At 61.5% G+C, this 15426-nt stretch carries 16 protein-coding genes and 1 pseudogene; 5 read left to right on the top strand and 12 right to left on the bottom strand.

Translation table 11 applies throughout. The annotated features are described in order from the left end of the window. The first annotated feature begins 4 nt into the window (after positions 1-4). The 4 genes from I6L35_RS15610 to hypA all read left to right on the top strand — a co-directional run bounded on the left by I6L35_RS15610 (position 5) and on the right by hypA (position 2774). Positions 5-256, top strand: coding sequence for a HypC/HybG/HupF family hydrogenase formation chaperone (locus I6L35_RS15610; protein ID WP_216978681.1), 252 nt, complete (start codon positions 5-7; stop codon positions 254-256). After that, positions 250-1362 carry a hydrogenase formation protein HypD gene (gene hypD / locus I6L35_RS15605; protein WP_216978680.1) on the top strand — a complete coding sequence of 371 codons (1113 nt, stop codon included), beginning with the start codon at positions 250-252 and terminating at the stop codon, positions 1360-1362. The genes I6L35_RS15610 and hypD overlap by 7 nt, the downstream gene beginning before the upstream one ends. After that, positions 1359-2363 (top strand): hydrogenase expression/formation protein HypE, encoded by a 1005-nt coding sequence (gene hypE / locus I6L35_RS15600; RefSeq protein WP_216978679.1) that lies wholly within the window; start codon positions 1359-1361, stop codon positions 2361-2363. Before hypD ends, hypE begins: the two co-directional genes overlap by 4 nt. 69 nt (positions 2364-2432) lie before the next feature. Then, complete coding sequence (hypA, locus tag I6L35_RS15595) at positions 2433-2774, top strand: hydrogenase maturation nickel metallochaperone HypA (RefSeq protein ID WP_045526958.1); 342 nt, start codon at positions 2433-2435, stop codon at positions 2772-2774. On the opposite strand, the pseudogene I6L35_RS21150 reads toward hypA, so the two are convergent. Continuing rightward, a pseudogene (locus tag I6L35_RS21150) lies at positions 2752-3078 on the bottom strand (hypothetical protein). The gene hypA and the pseudogene I6L35_RS21150 sit on opposite strands and share 23 nt — an antisense overlap. On the opposite strand from I6L35_RS21150, the gene hypB reads away from it, so the two are divergent. After that, a complete protein-coding gene (gene hypB, locus I6L35_RS15590) occupies positions 2971-3789 on the top strand; it encodes a hydrogenase nickel incorporation protein HypB (RefSeq protein WP_216980301.1) in 819 nt (272 codons plus the stop codon). The pseudogene I6L35_RS21150 and the gene hypB sit on opposite strands and share 108 nt — an antisense overlap. Positions 3790-4015: 226 nt before the next feature. Here the strand turns inward: hypB and I6L35_RS15585 are convergent, their stop codons facing one another. The 11 genes from I6L35_RS15585 to hybO all read right to left on the bottom strand — a co-directional run bounded on the left by I6L35_RS15585 (position 4016) and on the right by hybO (position 15099). After that, positions 4016-4657, bottom strand: coding sequence for an ATP-binding cassette domain-containing protein (locus I6L35_RS15585; RefSeq protein ID WP_216978678.1), 642 nt, complete (start codon positions 4655-4657; stop codon positions 4016-4018). After that, entirely contained in the window at positions 4657-5445 is a 789-nt protein-coding gene (locus I6L35_RS15580) for an ATP-binding cassette domain-containing protein (RefSeq protein WP_199416563.1), read from the bottom strand. Before I6L35_RS15580 ends, I6L35_RS15585 begins: the two co-directional genes overlap by 1 nt. Continuing rightward, positions 5439-6254 (bottom strand): ABC transporter permease, encoded by an 816-nt coding sequence (locus I6L35_RS15575; protein WP_216978677.1) that lies wholly within the window; start codon positions 6252-6254, stop codon positions 5439-5441. Before I6L35_RS15575 ends, I6L35_RS15580 begins: the two co-directional genes overlap by 7 nt. Then, positions 6244-7254 (bottom strand): ABC transporter permease, encoded by a 1011-nt coding sequence (locus I6L35_RS15570; RefSeq protein WP_216978676.1) that lies wholly within the window; start codon positions 7252-7254, stop codon positions 6244-6246. Before I6L35_RS15570 ends, I6L35_RS15575 begins: the two co-directional genes overlap by 11 nt. Then, on the bottom strand, positions 7239-8849 hold the full coding sequence (locus I6L35_RS15565) for an ABC transporter substrate-binding protein (RefSeq protein WP_216978675.1): 1611 nt from the start codon (positions 8847-8849) through the stop codon (positions 7239-7241). Before I6L35_RS15565 ends, I6L35_RS15570 begins: the two co-directional genes overlap by 16 nt. 136 nt (positions 8850-8985) lie before the next feature. Further along, the gene (hybE, locus tag I6L35_RS15560; RefSeq protein ID WP_216978674.1) at positions 8986-9525 is read right to left on the bottom strand and encodes a hydrogenase-2 assembly chaperone; all 540 of its coding nucleotides are present in this window, start codon (positions 9523-9525) and stop codon (positions 8986-8988) included. Further along, positions 9507-10037, bottom strand: coding sequence for a HyaD/HybD family hydrogenase maturation endopeptidase (locus I6L35_RS15555; RefSeq protein WP_041207560.1), 531 nt, complete (start codon positions 10035-10037; stop codon positions 9507-9509). The genes hybE and I6L35_RS15555 overlap by 19 nt, the downstream gene beginning before the upstream one ends. Continuing rightward, positions 10037-11740, bottom strand: a complete 1704-nt coding sequence (gene hybC, locus I6L35_RS15550; RefSeq protein WP_058059088.1) for a hydrogenase 2 large subunit — start codon at positions 11738-11740, stop codon at positions 10037-10039. The genes I6L35_RS15555 and hybC overlap by 1 nt, the downstream gene beginning before the upstream one ends. Continuing rightward, positions 11737-12924: a Ni/Fe-hydrogenase cytochrome b subunit gene (gene hybB, locus I6L35_RS15545; RefSeq protein WP_216978673.1), complete on the bottom strand. Its 1188-nt coding sequence runs from the start codon at positions 12922-12924 to the stop codon at positions 11737-11739. The genes hybC and hybB overlap by 4 nt, the downstream gene beginning before the upstream one ends. Then, a complete protein-coding gene (gene hybA, locus I6L35_RS15540) occupies positions 12917-13963 on the bottom strand; it encodes a hydrogenase 2 operon protein HybA (RefSeq protein WP_216978672.1) in 1047 nt (348 codons plus the stop codon). Before hybA ends, hybB begins: the two co-directional genes overlap by 8 nt. A 2-nt stretch (positions 13964-13965) precedes the next feature. Continuing rightward, entirely contained in the window at positions 13966-15099 is a 1134-nt protein-coding gene (gene hybO, locus I6L35_RS15535) for a hydrogenase 2 small subunit (protein ID WP_216978671.1), read from the bottom strand. Positions 15100-15426 lie beyond the last annotated feature (327 nt).

Below are 15426 nucleotides of genomic sequence, written 5' to 3'. Positions count from 1 at the left end.
ATTCATGTGTCTATCCATCCCCTCTCAGGTGGTGCAACTGCACCCCGAAGATAACTGCGTCACCGTCGACACCCTGGGGGTGCAGCGGCGCGTCAGCTGCATGCTGCTCGAAGAGCATCTCAACATTGGCGACTATGTGCTGCTCCATATCGGCTTTGTGATGAGCAAGATTGATGAAGAGGAGGCGCAGGCCAGCCTCGAGAGCTTCCGCCAGATGGTGGCCCTGATGCCCAAACAGGATATCTTGCCATGCTGACCTTGAATGACCTGTTCCAGGGCTTTCGCCAGCCCGAGGTGATCCGCGCCCTCGCCGCCCAGATCACCGAACTGGCCAAATTACTCCCCGAACCGCTGCGGGTGATGGAGGTGTGTGGCGGCCATACCCACACCATCATGAAGTACGGCCTGCACCAGCTGCTACCAGCCAGCATCGAGTTTGTCCACGGCCCCGGCTGTCCGGTCTGCATCATGCCGAAAGAACGCATCGATCAGGCCATCGAGCTGGCCCGCCAGCCCAACGTCATTCTGGTCACCCTGGGGGACATGATCCGGGTGCCGGGCTCCAAAGGTACGCTGGCCCAGCAGCGGGCCAAGGGGAGCGATATCCGCCCGGTCTATGACCCCCTCGACGCCCTGCGCATCGCCAAAGAAAACCCGGAAAAAACCGTGGTCTTCTTCGCCATCGGTTTCGAGACCTCTACCCCGATGACCGCCGCCTTGCTGGCCGCCGCTGAAGAGCAAGAGGTCGATAACCTCCTGTTTCATATCAACCATGTGCTGGTGCCCCCCGCCATTCATGCTGTGATGGCCGACGGCGTTGCCAAGGTGAACGCCTTTATCGGCCCCTCCCACGTCAGCGTCATCACCGGCGCCGATATCTACCTGCCCATCGTCGATCGTTATCAGGTACCGGTGGTGGTGAGTGGCTTCGAACCGGTGGATGTGATGGAGGCGCTCTTGATGATGGTGCGCCAGAAGGTGGAGGGTCGCTACGCGCTGGAGGTGCAGTACAGCCGCGCCGTCACCGCCAGCGGCAATAAAGCCGCCCAGCGGCTGGTCGAGCGCTTTTTCGAGACCCGTGAGCACTTTCGCTGGCGAGGTCTGGGGGATATCAACGCCTCCGCCCTGCGCCTGCGCGATGCCTTTGCCAAACGCGATGCGGAGCGCCACTTTCAACTCAATCAGACTCCCATCGATGACCACAAGGCGTGCCAGTGCGCCGATATCCTGCGCGGCCTGGCCAAACCGAACCAGTGCAAAGTCTTTGGCCGGGGCTGCACCCCGACCCAGCCCATGGGCAGCTGCATGGTCAGCTCCGAAGGGGCCTGCAATGCCTACTACCGATATATGGGGATCCAATGAGAGAAATTCAGTTAAGCCACGGCGGCGGCGGTGTGGAGATGAACCAGCTGATCAATCAGCTCTTCTTTCGCCACTTTGGCAACGAGATCCTGCTGCGCGGTGAAGATGCCGCCCTGCTGCCGGTAAACGGCCCCGTTGCCTTCACCACCGACAGCTTTACCGTCTCGCCGCTCTTCTTCGAGGGGGGCGATATCGGCAAGCTGGCCATCGCCGGTACGGTCAACGATCTCGCCATGATGGGGGCCAAGCCCGAGTATCTGAGCTGCAGCTTTATCATCGAGGAGGGCTTCCCCTACGCCGATCTGGCCCGCATCGTCGAGTCGATGGCAGCAGAGCTTGCCAAGAGCGGCGCCCACATCGTCTGCGGCGACACCAAGGTGGTGCCCAAGGGGGCGGCAGACAAGCTCTTCATCAACACCAGCGGGGTCGGCACCTTCCCGCTGCCTGAGCAGAGCCGGAGCATCTCGGTACGCAACCTCAAGGCCGGTGACGCCATTCTGGTGTCGCGGGATATCGGCAGCCACGGCGCCTGCATCCTGATGGCCCGCGACGCCCTGCAACTGGGATCTGATCTCAAAAGCGACTGCACCACCCTCTGGCCGCAGGTAGAAGCGCTGCTGCAGGCAGGCATTACCCCTCACGCCCTGCGCGATGCCACCCGCGGTGGCCTTGCCGCCGTGCTCAACGAGTGGAGCAGCGCCTCCGGCGTTGCCATCGAGCTGGAGGAGTCTGCCATTCCGGTGTGCGATCCGGTGCGGGGCCTGTGCGAGCTCTACGGTTTCGAGCCCCATGATCTCGCCAACGAGGGGACCATGGTGCTGGCCCTGCCTGCCGAGCAGGCGCAGGACGCGCTGGGCATCTTGCAGCAGTTCAACCCCGCCGCCAGCCAGATCGGTGTGGTGCAGGCGAGCGATCGCCACAAGGTGATCCTCAACAACCCCTGGGGCAGCCGCCGTTATCTGGAGCTGCCGCAAGGGGAGCTGCTGCCGCGGATCTGTTGAGCGGCCATGCCGTTCCGTCAATTACAGGGAGGAATCACTGCTCCTCCCCATATCGGTTAAGGAGTCACCATGCACGAAATGTCTCTGGCCATGGCTGCCATCGATCTGGCGGCCGAGCAGGCCACCCAGCGGGGCTTTACCAGGGTGACCGCCCTCTGGCTCGAGGTTGGCAGCTTCTCCTGCGTCGACCCGGACACCATTGCCTTCTGTTTCGAGGCTGCCGCCAAGGGCACCGCCGTCGAAGGGGCCCAGCTGCACTTTCAGCACCAGGCGGCAGAGGCCTGGTGTTATGACTGCAACCAGACGGTCACCCTCACCGAGCGCGGGCAGGCCTGCCCCGAGTGTGGCGGATACAAATTACGAGTCGCGCAGGGTGATAGCCTGCGCATCACCGACATCGAGGTAAGTTGATATGTGTAGCGTATGCGGATGCGGCCAGGCGCGGATTGCCGGCCATGAGCACGATCATGAGCATCATCACGAACATGAACATCACCATGAACATGGTCATGAGCACGAGCAGAGTGCGCCGCGCCCCCTGATCATTCACCACCACTACCACCATCAGGGGGATGTCCATCATCACTACCACGGGTTACGGGCTCCCATAAGCCATGAGGGTCATGATCAGCCTCATGAGCACCACCATAATCATTCCCACTCTCATGACCACGCCCATTCCCACGCACATCCCCATGATCACAGCCATGACCATGACCACCAGCAGGGTGATCTGCACTACGGCAAAGGGGAAGCGGGACTGTCGGTGCCCGGCATGGGACAGCGTCAGCTGATCGCCATCGAGATGGATGTGCTGGCCAAGAACAATGCGCTGGCGGCCCACAACCGCGAGCACTTCACAGCTGCAGACCAGCTGGTGCTCAATCTGGTCTCTAGCCCGGGTTCAGGCAAAACCACTTTGCTGTGCGAAACCCTGCGCCTGCTGGCCGACAAGCGCCCCTGCGCGGTGATCGAAGGGGATCAGCAGACCAGCGCCGATGCGGATCGCATCCGTGCCACCGGTGTCCCTGCCGTGCAGATCAACACCGGCAAGGGCTGCCATCTGGATGCCAAAATGGTCCACGACGCCTGCCACCAGCTGCCTGCCAATCAAGGGGGAATCCTCTTTATCGAGAACGTGGGCAATCTAGTCTGCCCCGCCAGCTTCGATCTCGGTGAGAAGTACAAGGTGGCGATCCTCTCCGTCACCGAGGGGGAAGAGAAGCCGCTGAAATACCCGGACATGTTTGCCGCCGCCCAGCTAATGGTGATCAACAAGATCGATCTGCTGCCCTACGTCAGCTTTGACGTGGCCCGCTGCATCGAGAACGCCAAACGGGTCAACCCCTATATTCAGGTGATCCAGGTCAGCGCCACTACCGGTGAAGGGATGGATGCCTGGCTGAACTGGCTGGCCACGGCCTGAACCAGAACCGGTTAAATGCTGTTACCAACGCCGTATAGCAAGAGAGGGAGGCTGATGCCTCCCTCTCTTTTATCTGCGCGCTTTGCCAACGATTCTCTCTGTACAGAATAGCCTGCGACCATAACAACCCGCCCAGAGTTTCCCAAACCCTAGCCTGACGCAATGGCACCTTCTGCTCCCTTCTCCCCTTGCGGGAGAAGGGCTGGGGATGAGGGGGAACTAACCTTCAAGCCGCGCTTTCGGTAAGCTCCCCAGATTCGGGCTGCACCTCACCAAAGCGCAGCACCCGATGGCAGATCTGGCGCAGCAGTGCCTGCTGGTGACTGAAGACAAGCATACCAAGCCCGCGCTGCTCGCATTCAACCATCAACTCCCGCCAGAGTTGGCGCTGAATCTGCGGATCCAGCTGGGCAGTCACCTCATCAGCAATCAGCAGACGGGTGCGGGGATCGAGGGCGCGCAGCAGCGCGATGCGGGCCAGCTCACCACCGGAGAGCTGGCCAGGTTTACGACCGAGCCACGCAGGTTTGACCATAAAGCGGGCCAGCATGGCCTCATCGGGGCACCATACATCCCAGAGCGCCTGCCCGGTGGTGCGATAGGGATTGAAGGTGAGCTCCGGGTGCTGGGGCACCAGCTGGATGGGGTTATAACCTTTTACCTGTTCAGGTACTGGCTGCCCATCCAGCAGGATCTGCCCACCAGCCCCAACCGGTTGCCAACCCGCCAATACCCGCCCCAACGTGGTCTTGCCATAACCGCTCGGGGCAGAGATACCGAGTCGCTCGCCCGCTTTCACGGTCAGCGATAATCCCTGCCAGAGGGGGCGTTCCCCCTGGGCGATAGTGAGATTTCTTACTTCAAACATCAGGAAACCTCCGGCACAGAGAAGAGCGCGTTGAATTCCGGCAGCGCCTGCCAGTGGGCACGGAGCATCTCGCTCCCCTGCCCCTGGCGCAGATGGTGGCAGCTCAAGGTATCGCTCACCTGCCCCTGATGCAGCGCCACGATGCGATCGGCGAAGCGGGCCGCCAGCGCCAGATCGTGGGTCACCCAGAGGATACCGCTGCCCTGATTGGCCAATTCACGCAACTGGCTGAGCAGCTGGCAGGCCAGCCCCTCGTCAAGCCAAGCGGTGATCTCGTCTGCCAGAATGTAGCGGGCACCGCCGAGGGCTGCGGTGCAGGCCAGAATACGCTTGGCCATGCCGCCGGAGAGCTGGCGCGGGAATCTGTCCAAGGTACTCGCGGGCAGCTGGTAGCGCAGCAGCTGCTCGCCGAGCCGCTTGCGAGAACCGCTCTGGCCGCAGAGACGTGCCGCACGGCCCAGCTGGCGCTCCACCGTCAGCAGCGGATTGAGGGCGCTTACCCCCTGCGGCACATAGCAGAGGGTGTGGCCGCGTAAACGGGCCCGGCTGGCATCGCACAGGGGCACGCCATCGAGGGAGATGCTGCCGCGCATCCGCAGATTGTCCGGCAGCAATGTCAGGGCGCTTTGCAACAGCAGGCTCTTGCCCTCGCCGCTCCCCCCCACCAGCGCCACTATCTCCCCCGGCGCCAGTTGCAGGCTGATATCGGTCAGCAATGGCTGCCAGCTGCGCCGTCCCAGCCAAGAGTAGTGGGCCGCCTCTATGGTCACCTGATCAAAACTCAGCATGGTTCACTCCTGTGCCACAACAGCTGTTGCAGAGCGCGGGTAGCCTGATCAAAGAGCAGCACCAACAGCAGCAACATCAGCCCCGGGAAGAGGGCCAGCCACCAGCCGCCACCGGCCAGATAACGCAGGGCATCGGCCAGCAGCAGGCCCAGCGAGGCCTCGTGGGCCGCCAGACCAAAGCCGAGAAAGCTCAAGGCCGCGCTGTGCAGCACCGCATGGGGAAACATCAGCAAGGTGCCGATAAACCACTGGGGCAACAGCCCCGGCAGCAGGTGGGTGCGCCAGCGACGCAGCGCCCCCATCCCCTGACAGCGGGCCAGCACCACATAGTCGCTGCAGGCGATCCGCCGTGCCTCGGCGCAGAGAATGAGCGCCAGCTTGGGCCAGTGGGTGAGCGCCACCGCCAGGATCACCCCGCGCATACCGCCCCCCACGGTAAAGCAGATAAGGATCAGCAGCAGCATATGGGGCAACGCCAGCATGGCGTCGATCACCATTCGCACCGCCGCATCACATCTGGGATGAACCAGCGAAAGGCTTGCCGCCACCATGGCCAGCAGGCCACTGCAGAGCGCCGTGCTGATGCCAAGCTCCAGACTGGTGAGGGTGCCCTGAAAAGCCCGCAACCAGAGATCCCGCCCCATCTGATCGGTGCCGAACCAGTGGGTCAGCGAGGGAGGCTGCTGGCGCGCCAGCAGATCCATCGGCACATCCTGATGAGAGAGGCTCCAGCCGTAAGTGGCCAGCAGCGCCAATCCGAGCAGGGCAAACCCCAGCCGCAGTATGGAGGGAAGCGGATTAAACAGCATACTCGCCCTCCCAACCCCGATTGATGCGGGCCAGCAGCAAACTGGCCACCGTGTTGCCAATAAAGACCAGCAGGGTGCAGAAGAGCACGATTCCCATCAGCAAGGGGATATCCCCTCGCAGCCCCGCATCCACGGTGGCCTGGCCGAGCCCCGGGTAGGAGAAGACCTTCTCTGCCAAGAGCGATCCGCCAATCAGCTCGCCTAGCGAGGCAAACTGCAGACAGATGGCCGGGGTCAGGGCATGGCGCAGCACATGAAAACGCAGCATGGGCCAGCCACCATCCCCCTGGGCGCGGGCGTAGCGAATAAAATCGCTCTCCAGCACCTCGGCCACCCGCCCCCGGGTATGCAGTGCAATATTGCCCAGCCCGAGCAGGGCGAGCGTGGTGACCGGCAGCAGCAGATGACGCAACCGCATGGCCCAATCCGCCTCATCGGCAGCGAGCCCCGGCGTCCAGGCGCAGCAGACCGGCAGTAGCGGCCAGTGCACCGCAAACAGGGCGAGCAGCAACAGGCCGACCCAGAAGGTGGGCAGGGAGGCGAGCAGATAGGCAAACCGGCAAATCAGGCGATCGGGCCAGCGATTGAGATAGCGACCGGCGCAGAGGCCAAGCAGAATGCCGAAAAAGCCGGAGAGCAGCCAGGCACCCGCCAGCAGCAGGAAGGAGGCAGCAAAGCGCTGGCCTATTACCTCACCCACAGGCGCGTTATAGAGCATGGAGTAACCGAGATCCCCCCGCAGCACCTGAGTAAACCAGTGCCAGTAGCGCAGCCAGAGCGGCTGATCCAGCCCCCAGCGAGCGGCGATGCGGGCGTACTGCTCCGGCGGCACATGGAGCAGATCGTTGCCGATATAGGCCTTGATGGGGTCGATGGGGGAGTAACTCAGCAGCACAAAGGTGGCGACCGAGACCAGACATAACAGCCCTGCCAAACGCAGCAGGGCTTTTAGCAACAGATAACCTGAATGACTCAAGGGCGAACTTACCGGCACGTCCACCGCCAATCCTGCAGGTTGTTGAGCAGGGACCAGCTACCGTGGATTTCCGGCGCCCCCTTGCCAAGGTCGATGCAACGGTTGGCGAGATAGGTGTGCTGCACATTGAGCAGCCAGGCCCAGGCGGCATCTCCCTGCACTCCGGCGCCGGTTTTGCCATCCCACTCCACCTGCTGCCAGAACGGCACGGCCGCCTGCCAGTTGGGGGCATCCAGCGCTTGCTTGAGGTGGCCATCCACCACAGGGTTGCTGTAGTAGCCCGGGTTGTAGAACTCCACGCCACCGGAGCCGCTCTGGTAGTGGTGATAAAGCTCCATGGGATCCAGACTCCCCCACCCCATCAGCACCGGGTTGGCGTGCATCTCCCGCTCCACCTGCTCCCAGCTGCCGGACTTGAGGCGCACCTCGAGGCCAATTGGCTTGAGCATGGCCCTCACCGCTTCCGCCAGATCCCGGCGGGTGCTGTCACCGCTGGTGTACCAGAGGGTAAAGGCGGCGCGCAGGTCGCCCTTGTGGCGAATGCCGTCACTGCCCATCTTCCAGCCCGCCTCATCGAGCAGGGCGTTGGCGTGAGCCGCATCCCCATCCTTGAAGGCGGTGGCTTTGTTTAGCCATGGCAACCCTTCCACCGCGCTGTAAGCGGGGATAGCGTGCCCTTCCAGTAGCTGATCGGCCAGCAGCTTGCGGTCGATGACGTAGTTGATGGCGCGGCGCACCGCCACATCCGAGGTCACGTCGTTGCCGATGGGATAACCCTTGGTATCCTTGCCGCCCGCTGGCGGAATGGGGAAGACGATGCCGCGGTTCTCGACACTCGGCCGCACCCACAGCTTGAGGGAAGCAGGCACGGTTGGCGCAAGCGATGGGGCGATGCGCACCACATCAAGCTGGCTGCTCTGGGCGGCGGCATAGGCGCTCTCTTCGTCGATAAAGACAAAGACCAGCCGTTTGAAATCATTGTTGCCGCCAGCGTAATAGGGGTTCGCCTCTACCACCAGTTGCTGGCCGGGCAGGAAGCTCACCAGCCGGTAGGGGCCGGCACCGACCGGCTTTTGGGCATACGCTTTTGCGTCGTAATCCTTCTTCGACACTATCCCCAAAGATCCCAGCACGTTGACGAAGGTGCTCTGGGGGGCACTCAAGGTGATGGCAACCTCGGTGGGCGAGAGCACCTTGGCCGAGACAAAGTTGCCCATGTCGATCTTGCCGCCGCCCTTGGCTGCGCTGTTGTAAGTGAAGGCCACATCTTCGGCGGTGAGCGGCGCACCGTTGGAGAATTTCAGTTCAGGCTTGAGGGTAATGAGCCACCCCTTGCCATCCTTGTTCGGGGTCACCGACTGGGTGAGCACATTTTGCCAGCTGAGATCGGCGTTCTGCTTGAGCAGCGGGCTATGCAACAGCAGGTAGCTGCCGTGGCTCCAGCCAAGCAGAGGGTCAAACCCTTCGGTGGGCTCACTGCCGATGGCGAGCTTGAGCTCGGCAGGCACAGGTTGGGCAGCGGCCAGCGCCGCGTGAGAGGCGGTGCCCAGCAGCAGAGTCAACAGGGCGGCAGCACTGGTGCAACAGTAATGGCTAAGGGAATTGCGTGGAACAGTCATGGGGATCCTTCTTGTTTTGTACCACTCACGGATCATCACTCAAAAAAGCGGTGGAATGCGTGTCTGAACATGGGAGTGAGGAGCCAAATGGCCCCCCCCCCCTATTCTAAACTTGATTTCGCGTGAAACCTAGCGACTATGCCGGTTGACTGCGCCGGGCACCGAATAGTCGTCTGCGACCCAGATCCACGCCGCCAGCCCCTTGCTGCACCGGCAAGGAGAGCAGCATCTTGAGGGTGCTGCCCACCAGTGCTCGCCCCTCCCCGGCACCGAGATGGGGATCGAGCGGCGACATCAGGGAGCAGGACAGCAGCTGACCACTTTCGGGCAATTCACCCACCATAAAGGTCATGTTGCCGCAGGGGAGCTGCAGGGCGAGCCGATCGCTGTTGCTGCGTACCGGCCAGAGTTGATCCGGCCCCGGCAGCACCACCACGCTCAACATCCAGGGGGTGAGCACGCAGCCAAGCCACTGACCTTCAAACAGCACGCACTCCGCCACTATGGGCATGCTGGCGTGATAGAAGGGCAGCGCCTGCATCTCTTCGCGAGCGATCCGCTCGTACTGGGCTACCAGCAGAGGCGCGGGATTGCTGGCAAAACCGGCAAACTCCTGCACTGTCTCCGGTACTATCTCCAGCACTCTCTCAGCCTCGCTTAAATGGGACTGCGCCATAAACCCTCCCGCGCTTGTTCAGCTTTCTCCTGCTCAGAGAGTGCAATGGCGGGCGCGCCAACGGCGGCCAGCAGGGTCAAAATCCGATCCGTCGCCTCCCCCATGGCAGCCGCCACCACAGGGGTGAGGCCGATGCGGGGCTCGAGGGATTCGGGCTCGACCCCGATCAGGGTGAGCCGCTTGGGCGACTCCCCCGTCATGTGCAGCGCCGAGAGCACGTCCGCCAGCCCCAGTTGGTGCGGGGAGATCTTGCGGCCAAAAAGGGTCGGGATCTCCTCATCCTTCAGAGTCACCACTGTGCCCGGCGGATTACCGCTGCGCACCGCATCAACCAGAATGATGTGATCGCGACTGGCCATCGCTTCGAGCAACTCCATGCCGGCGGTACCGCCGTCGAGCAGCTCGATGCCCGGGGCGAAACGGTATTCGCGCCCCAGCCCCTCAACGATGCGCACGCCGACGGCCTCGTCACTCAAGAGCAGGTTGCCCACGCCCAGGATCAGGGTGTTCATCACAACACCTTCACCTGAGTCGTTTCGCCATTTTGGGTATCCACCACATGCACCGCACAGGACATGCAGGGGTCGAACGAATGGACGGTGCGAACCACCTCCAGCGGTTTGGCCGGATCGGCCACCGGGGTGCCTACCAGCGATTGTTCGTAGGGGCCGGGTTCATCGTTGAAGTTGCGCGGACCCGAGTTCCAGGTGGAGGGCACCACCGCCTGATAGTTCTCGATCTTGCCGCCCTTGATGACGATCCAGTGGGAGAGCATGCCGCGCGGCGCCTCTTCAAAGCCCACTCCGCGAAACTCCTTGTCCGCCGGGATCTCCGCCTTGATATAGGCAGTGGTGTCCCCCTTGCCGATGTTGTCCACCAGCGCCTTCCACTGATGGGAAAGGGTGTCTTTGAGCACGCAGCAGCGCACCGCGCGGCCGATGATGCGGCCCATGGTGGAGTGCAGCTGCTCGGTCTTGATGGCCGAGCCGGTGAGCGCCTTGTAGATGCCGTTCAGCTGATCGAAGTGCGCCACCGTCTCCGGGTGTTTGGCGGCCAGTTTCACCAGCAAGTCTGCGAGAGGACCCACCTCCACCACCTTGCCGTAGAAGGTGGGGGACTTGACCCAGGAGTACTTGCCGTCATCCTGCCAGCCGGTGTAATCGGGCTCGGTCTTGCCATCCCAGGGTTTGAGGGGCTCGTCATCCTTGTACCAGGCGTGCTTGTTGCTCTCGGCGATGCCATCCATCAGCCAGCCATCCTGATGGCTCTCGATAGGGCGATAACCCGCCAGATTGCCATTCTCGATATAACCGCCCGGCATCAGGAAGCTGCCGCCGTTGGCGTCGGTGGGTAGCTCCGGCACGCTCAGGTAGTGCTTGGCCCCCTGCCCCAGCGTCAGCCACTCGGGATAGTGCGCGGCTATGATGGCGGCATCCACCTTGTAGACCTGCTCGATAAACTCGCCGAGCCGGTCGATAAAGCTCTTCACGTAGAGCAGTCGTTCCAGGTTGAGCACGCTCGGCGCATCCAGATTGATGGGGTTGGCCACGCCGCCCACCGCCAGATTCTGGATGTGGGGGGTCTTGCCGCCGAGAATGGCGACAATACGGTTGGCATCGCGCTGGCACTCCAGTGCCTGCAGATAGTGGGCCACGGCGATGAGGTTCACCTCCGGGCTCAGCTTCATCGCCTTGTGACCCCAGTAGCCGTTGGCGAAGATGCCGAGCTGACCGCTCGCCACCAGCGCGCGGATCTTGTCCTGCACCTTGGTCAGCTCGTCGGCACTGTTAAGGGACCAGGTTGATACCCCCTTGAGCATGTCCGCCGCTTTTTGCGGATTGGCCTCAAGGGCCGCGGTGATATCCACCCAGTCCAGCGCGGAGAGCTGGTAGAAGTGGACGATGTGATCGTGGATGTTGTGGGCCGCGATGATGAGGTTGCGGATGTACTGGGCGTTGACCGGTACCTTGGCGCCGATGGCGTTCTCCACCGCCCGCACCGAAGCGATGGCGTGAATAGAGGTACATACCCCGCAGATGCGCTGCACTATCATCCAGGCATCGCGCGGGTCGTTGCCCTTGACGATCTCCTCCATGCCGCGCCACATGGTGCCGGACGACCAGGCCTTGGTCACTTTGCCGCCTTCGATTTCGCAGTCGATACGCAGGTGCCCCTCAATGCGGGTGATGGGGTCTATGGTGATACGTTGGCTCATACGTTGGCTTTCCCTCGGGCCTGATAATCTTGGTGAACACGTTCAAGTGATGGCAGTACCGGCAGCAGCCGGATCAACAGCAAATAGGCACACACCTCGATGGCAACAAAGCCCAAGGAGATCAGCACCTCCTCCGCGGAGGGGAAGTAGTGGTAGCCATTGCCGGGGTTGAAGGCGAGCAGGGAGTAGTCCAGTCGCCAGAGGGCTGCGCCCAGCAGCATGCTGAGGGCCCCCAGGAACAACATGCGCGAATCCCGGCGGCTCTTGTCCCAGTGGAACACCAGCAGCGGGAAGATCATCAGCGCGATCTCGCTCCAGAACATGATGGAGTAACGATTGAGCTCGGAGAGGTATTCCGACTTGTCGTGGATGACGATCTCGGCAAAGCGCAGCGCCACAAACAGGATCAGGAAGATGTCGATCACCTGGGTCAGTTTGTAGAAGAGCGGCTTCTCGTTGGGGCCCCGCCCCGCCAATCCGGCCTGCACCAGGGATCCTTCAAACACCACGATGGAAAAACCCATGATGAATGCGGTCAGAAGCGAAAAGACCGGCAGCAGCTCGTAGCTTTGCCAGAGCGGATGGATCTTCTCCCCCGCCACTATCATCAACGAGCCCATGGAGGATTGGTGCATGGTGGGCAGCAGGGCCCCCAGCGCCAGGATGAAAAACATGATCTTGTTGAGTCGCACCATGGAGCTCTTCCAGCCGAACTTCTCCAGCAGCACGGGCGCAAACTCCAGCGCCATCACCCCGATATAGATGGTCATGCAGACCGCCGTCTCGAACAGCACCGATGAGGTGTTGAAGTGACCGGGCAGGTAGAAGTACGGCAGGTTCCAGTAACGCCCCACGTCGATGGTGATGGAGAGACCACCGAGCGAGTAGCCAAACAGGCTCGCCAACAGGGCCGGTCGCACCAGCGGGTGATACTCACCCCGGTTGAACACATAGACAGCCCAGGCCAGCGCCCAGCCACCGCAGGCGAAACCGGTACCGATCAAGAGATCGAACGAAATCCACAAACCCCAGGGATAACCGCCATTCAAGTCGGTGACCGAGCCCAGCCCGAAGATGAGACGTTTGAGGATCAACATGCCGCACAGGATGACGAACGGCGCCAGCACCAGTACAGGCCAGCTGACCAGCTTGCCGCCGAGGGGATACGCCTTGTGATTACTCATGATCCTTGCCTCCCTTTGTGGAGCCCTGACCCTTGATCTGCGCACTCCCCTGATCATGGCCATCATCATGATGGTGATCGTGACCATTCTTGGTGTTGCGACGGATAAGCACCGAAAGGCCGGTCAGCACCACCATGGGCAGCACCATCCCCTTGTAGAGGGTGTGCTGGATATGCTCGGAGCGGGCACCGGAGGAGAGCTCCGGCAAGTCGGGCATGTCGAGCTTGGTATAGGGCACCCCGGCCAGTACCAGCACCTGGGTGCCGCCCCCCTCCTTCTCGCCATAGACGTAGGGCTGGTAATTGGGCACTTCGTGCAGGTAGGGGTCGTTGGCCTTGAGGGTCTGGCGCGGATAGGCATATTCACTGCCCGGAGTCGCCAGCAACCGGCGCTTGGCCTCGGCCATCAGCTCCTCGCGGGTGCCGAAGATGACGGCGCCGGTGGGGCACACCTCGACACAGCCGGGCAACTTGCCCTGATCAATTCGCTCAAGCCCCTTCTGGTTGCAGAGCTCGCACTTGTGGATCGCCCCCAGCGGATTGTCATAGTCATATTTGGGTACATCGAACGGGCAACCCACCATGCAGTAGCGGCAACCGGTGCAGACGCTCGGGTCGTAGTGAACGATGCCGGTCTTGGGATCTTTTTTAAGAGCCTGCACCGGACAGACAGAGACGCAGTTGGGATCGACGCAGTGCATGCACTGCTTCTTGATGTAGGCATAGCCATCCACCAGCTGATCCTTGTGCTCGCCAGTGCCGCTTTTCCACACCTGAATGATGTTGTTGGTGTAGGGGGTCAGCTTGTCGTTGTTGGACCAGGTCTGCGCCCCTGCCGGGTTGACAGGATTGCCATTGAGGCGCTGACACTCAGCCACACAGGCCTGACAGCCGACGCAGAGGGTAGAGTCGTAGAGCATGCCGAGCGCGCCGGGAATGGGCGGCTTGTTCTCGGCCGCCGCCAATGCGCTGCCGGAGACGGTGGTGCCCGCCGCCAGCGCGCCGACGGAGGCAAATTTGAGGAAGTTGCGTCTGTTCACGGTCACTCCTCCCGTGATGGGTGCTGCCCGGCTTCGTGGCGCTTCTGCTGGCGACCGAGTTCACGCACCGTCATCAGACTCACCCCGACCAGCACCCCGAGGGCGCCACCGATCAGGCCGGTCGCGGTGGGCGAGGTATAGCCCCCCTCCTGGATCTTCACATCTGGTTTATCCACCCTCGGAGTCGGGTTCTCGACCTTGGCGAGCTGGAAGATCCCCTTGCTAAAACCGACCCCCTGCTCGTTGCAGCCATAACAGGGGTGACCGATGCCGACCGGCCAGATGCCGCCGCCCACATCGCAGAACTCCAAGGTCGAGCAGTTGCCGTAGGTCTCCGGCCCCTTGCAGCCCAGATGGTAGAGACACCAGCCCTGACGGTGCCCCTCATCGCCAAACTCCTTGGCAAAACGCCCTGCGTCGAAGTGCGGACGACGCTCGCAGTTCTCGTGGATCAGTCGCTCATAGGCAAACAGCGGACGTTTCTTGCTATCCAGCGCTGGCAGCTTGCCGTAGGTGATGTAGTAGGCAACCGTGGTGAGGAAGTTGTGAGGATTGGGCGGGCAACCCGGGATATTGATGATGGGGGTGCCGATATTGCCGAGCGCCTCTTCAAGGCTGACGGCACCGGTCGGGTTGCCACCACTGGCAGGGACGCCACCCCAGGCTGCACAGGAACCAATGGCGATGACGGCAGCCGCATCGGCAGCCGCACGGCGAATATGGTCGACGATGGGCTCACCGGCCACCATGCAGTAGACGCCACCATCCTTGAGCGGAATGGAACCATCCACCACCAGCACATACTTGCCTTTATAGCGCTTGATGGCGTTGTGCTTGTTCTCTTCCGCCTGATGACCAAAGGCCGCCGAGAGCACCTCGTGGTACTCCAGCGAAATGGTATTGAGGATCAGGTTCTCGATGGTGGGGTGCGTGGCCCGCAACAGCGACTCGGTACAGCCGGTGCACTCCTGCGCCCCTATCCAGATCACCGGCGGCCGCTCGGGGCTGGTGAGCGCAGTGGCCATCTTGGCGACGGCATTCTGACTTAATCCCAGGGTTGCGGCCATCCCGGCACACAATTTCATAAAATCACGGCGATTAATCCCATGAGCCGATAAAAAATTATCCTCGACCATTCTTCTTATTCCCGTAGTGAGCACTTGTTTGGTAAATGCTTAATAGGAGAAATGCTAAGGACTCACCCACATCACAGTATTGATCTCTATCAACTTCGACCGGCTTACCCCTATTTCCATAGCGAGCCACATCACAAACGAAATCAATTACCCCCAAAGAGATATTTGGCTGCTTAATAAATTTTATGCACTTAATTGGATATAAAATAATTAATCACCGCATCTCCCTCTCTTTCGCTGCGAGCCAAATTAACATGACTGAAATCTTGGCTGTACCGCTTATTTAACAATACTGATGCCCACCAATAAATAATCCATTGAATATAT

It is taken from the genome of Aeromonas sp. FDAARGOS 1405 (assembly GCF_019048265.1).
Lineage (GTDB): Bacteria > Pseudomonadota > Gammaproteobacteria > Enterobacterales > Aeromonadaceae > Aeromonas > Aeromonas veronii_A.
The sequence above is the reverse complement of the archived record's forward strand: the minus strand, read 5'-3'. Positions and strand labels throughout refer to the sequence as shown.

What these genes read in the sequence shown, in the direction of transcription:
- I6L35_RS15610 (WP_216978681.1), top strand. Translation starts at nt 5, where the DNA reads ATGTGTCTATCCATCCCCTCTCAGGTGGTGCAACTGCACCCCGAAGAT.
- hypD (WP_216978680.1), top strand. Translation starts at nt 250, where the DNA reads ATGCTGACCTTGAATGACCTGTTCCAGGGCTTTCGCCAGCCCGAGGTG.
- hypE (WP_216978679.1), top strand. Translation starts at nt 1,359, where the DNA reads ATGAGAGAAATTCAGTTAAGCCACGGCGGCGGCGGTGTGGAGATGAAC.
- hypA (WP_045526958.1), top strand. Translation starts at nt 2,433, where the DNA reads ATGCACGAAATGTCTCTGGCCATGGCTGCCATCGATCTGGCGGCCGAG.
- I6L35_RS15585 (WP_216978678.1), bottom strand. Translation starts at nt 4,657, where the DNA reads ATGTTTGAAGTAAGAAATCTCACTATCGCCCAGGGGGAACGCCCCCTC.
- I6L35_RS15580 (WP_199416563.1), bottom strand. Translation starts at nt 5,445, where the DNA reads ATGCTGAGTTTTGATCAGGTGACCATAGAGGCGGCCCACTACTCTTGG.
- I6L35_RS15575 (WP_216978677.1), bottom strand. Translation starts at nt 6,254, where the DNA reads ATGCTGTTTAATCCGCTTCCCTCCATACTGCGGCTGGGGTTTGCCCTG.
- I6L35_RS15565 (WP_216978675.1), bottom strand. Translation starts at nt 8,849, where the DNA reads ATGACTGTTCCACGCAATTCCCTTAGCCATTACTGTTGCACCAGTGCT.
- hybE (WP_216978674.1), bottom strand. Translation starts at nt 9,525, where the DNA reads ATGGCGCAGTCCCATTTAAGCGAGGCTGAGAGAGTGCTGGAGATAGTA.
- I6L35_RS15555 (WP_041207560.1), bottom strand. Translation starts at nt 10,037, where the DNA reads ATGAACACCCTGATCCTGGGCGTGGGCAACCTGCTCTTGAGTGACGAG.
- hybC (WP_058059088.1), bottom strand. Translation starts at nt 11,740, where the DNA reads ATGAGCCAACGTATCACCATAGACCCCATCACCCGCATTGAGGGGCAC.
- hybB (WP_216978673.1), bottom strand. Translation starts at nt 12,924, where the DNA reads ATGAGTAATCACAAGGCGTATCCCCTCGGCGGCAAGCTGGTCAGCTGG.
- hybO (WP_216978671.1), bottom strand. Translation starts at nt 15,099, where the DNA reads ATGGTCGAGGATAATTTTTTATCGGCTCATGGGATTAATCGCCGTGAT.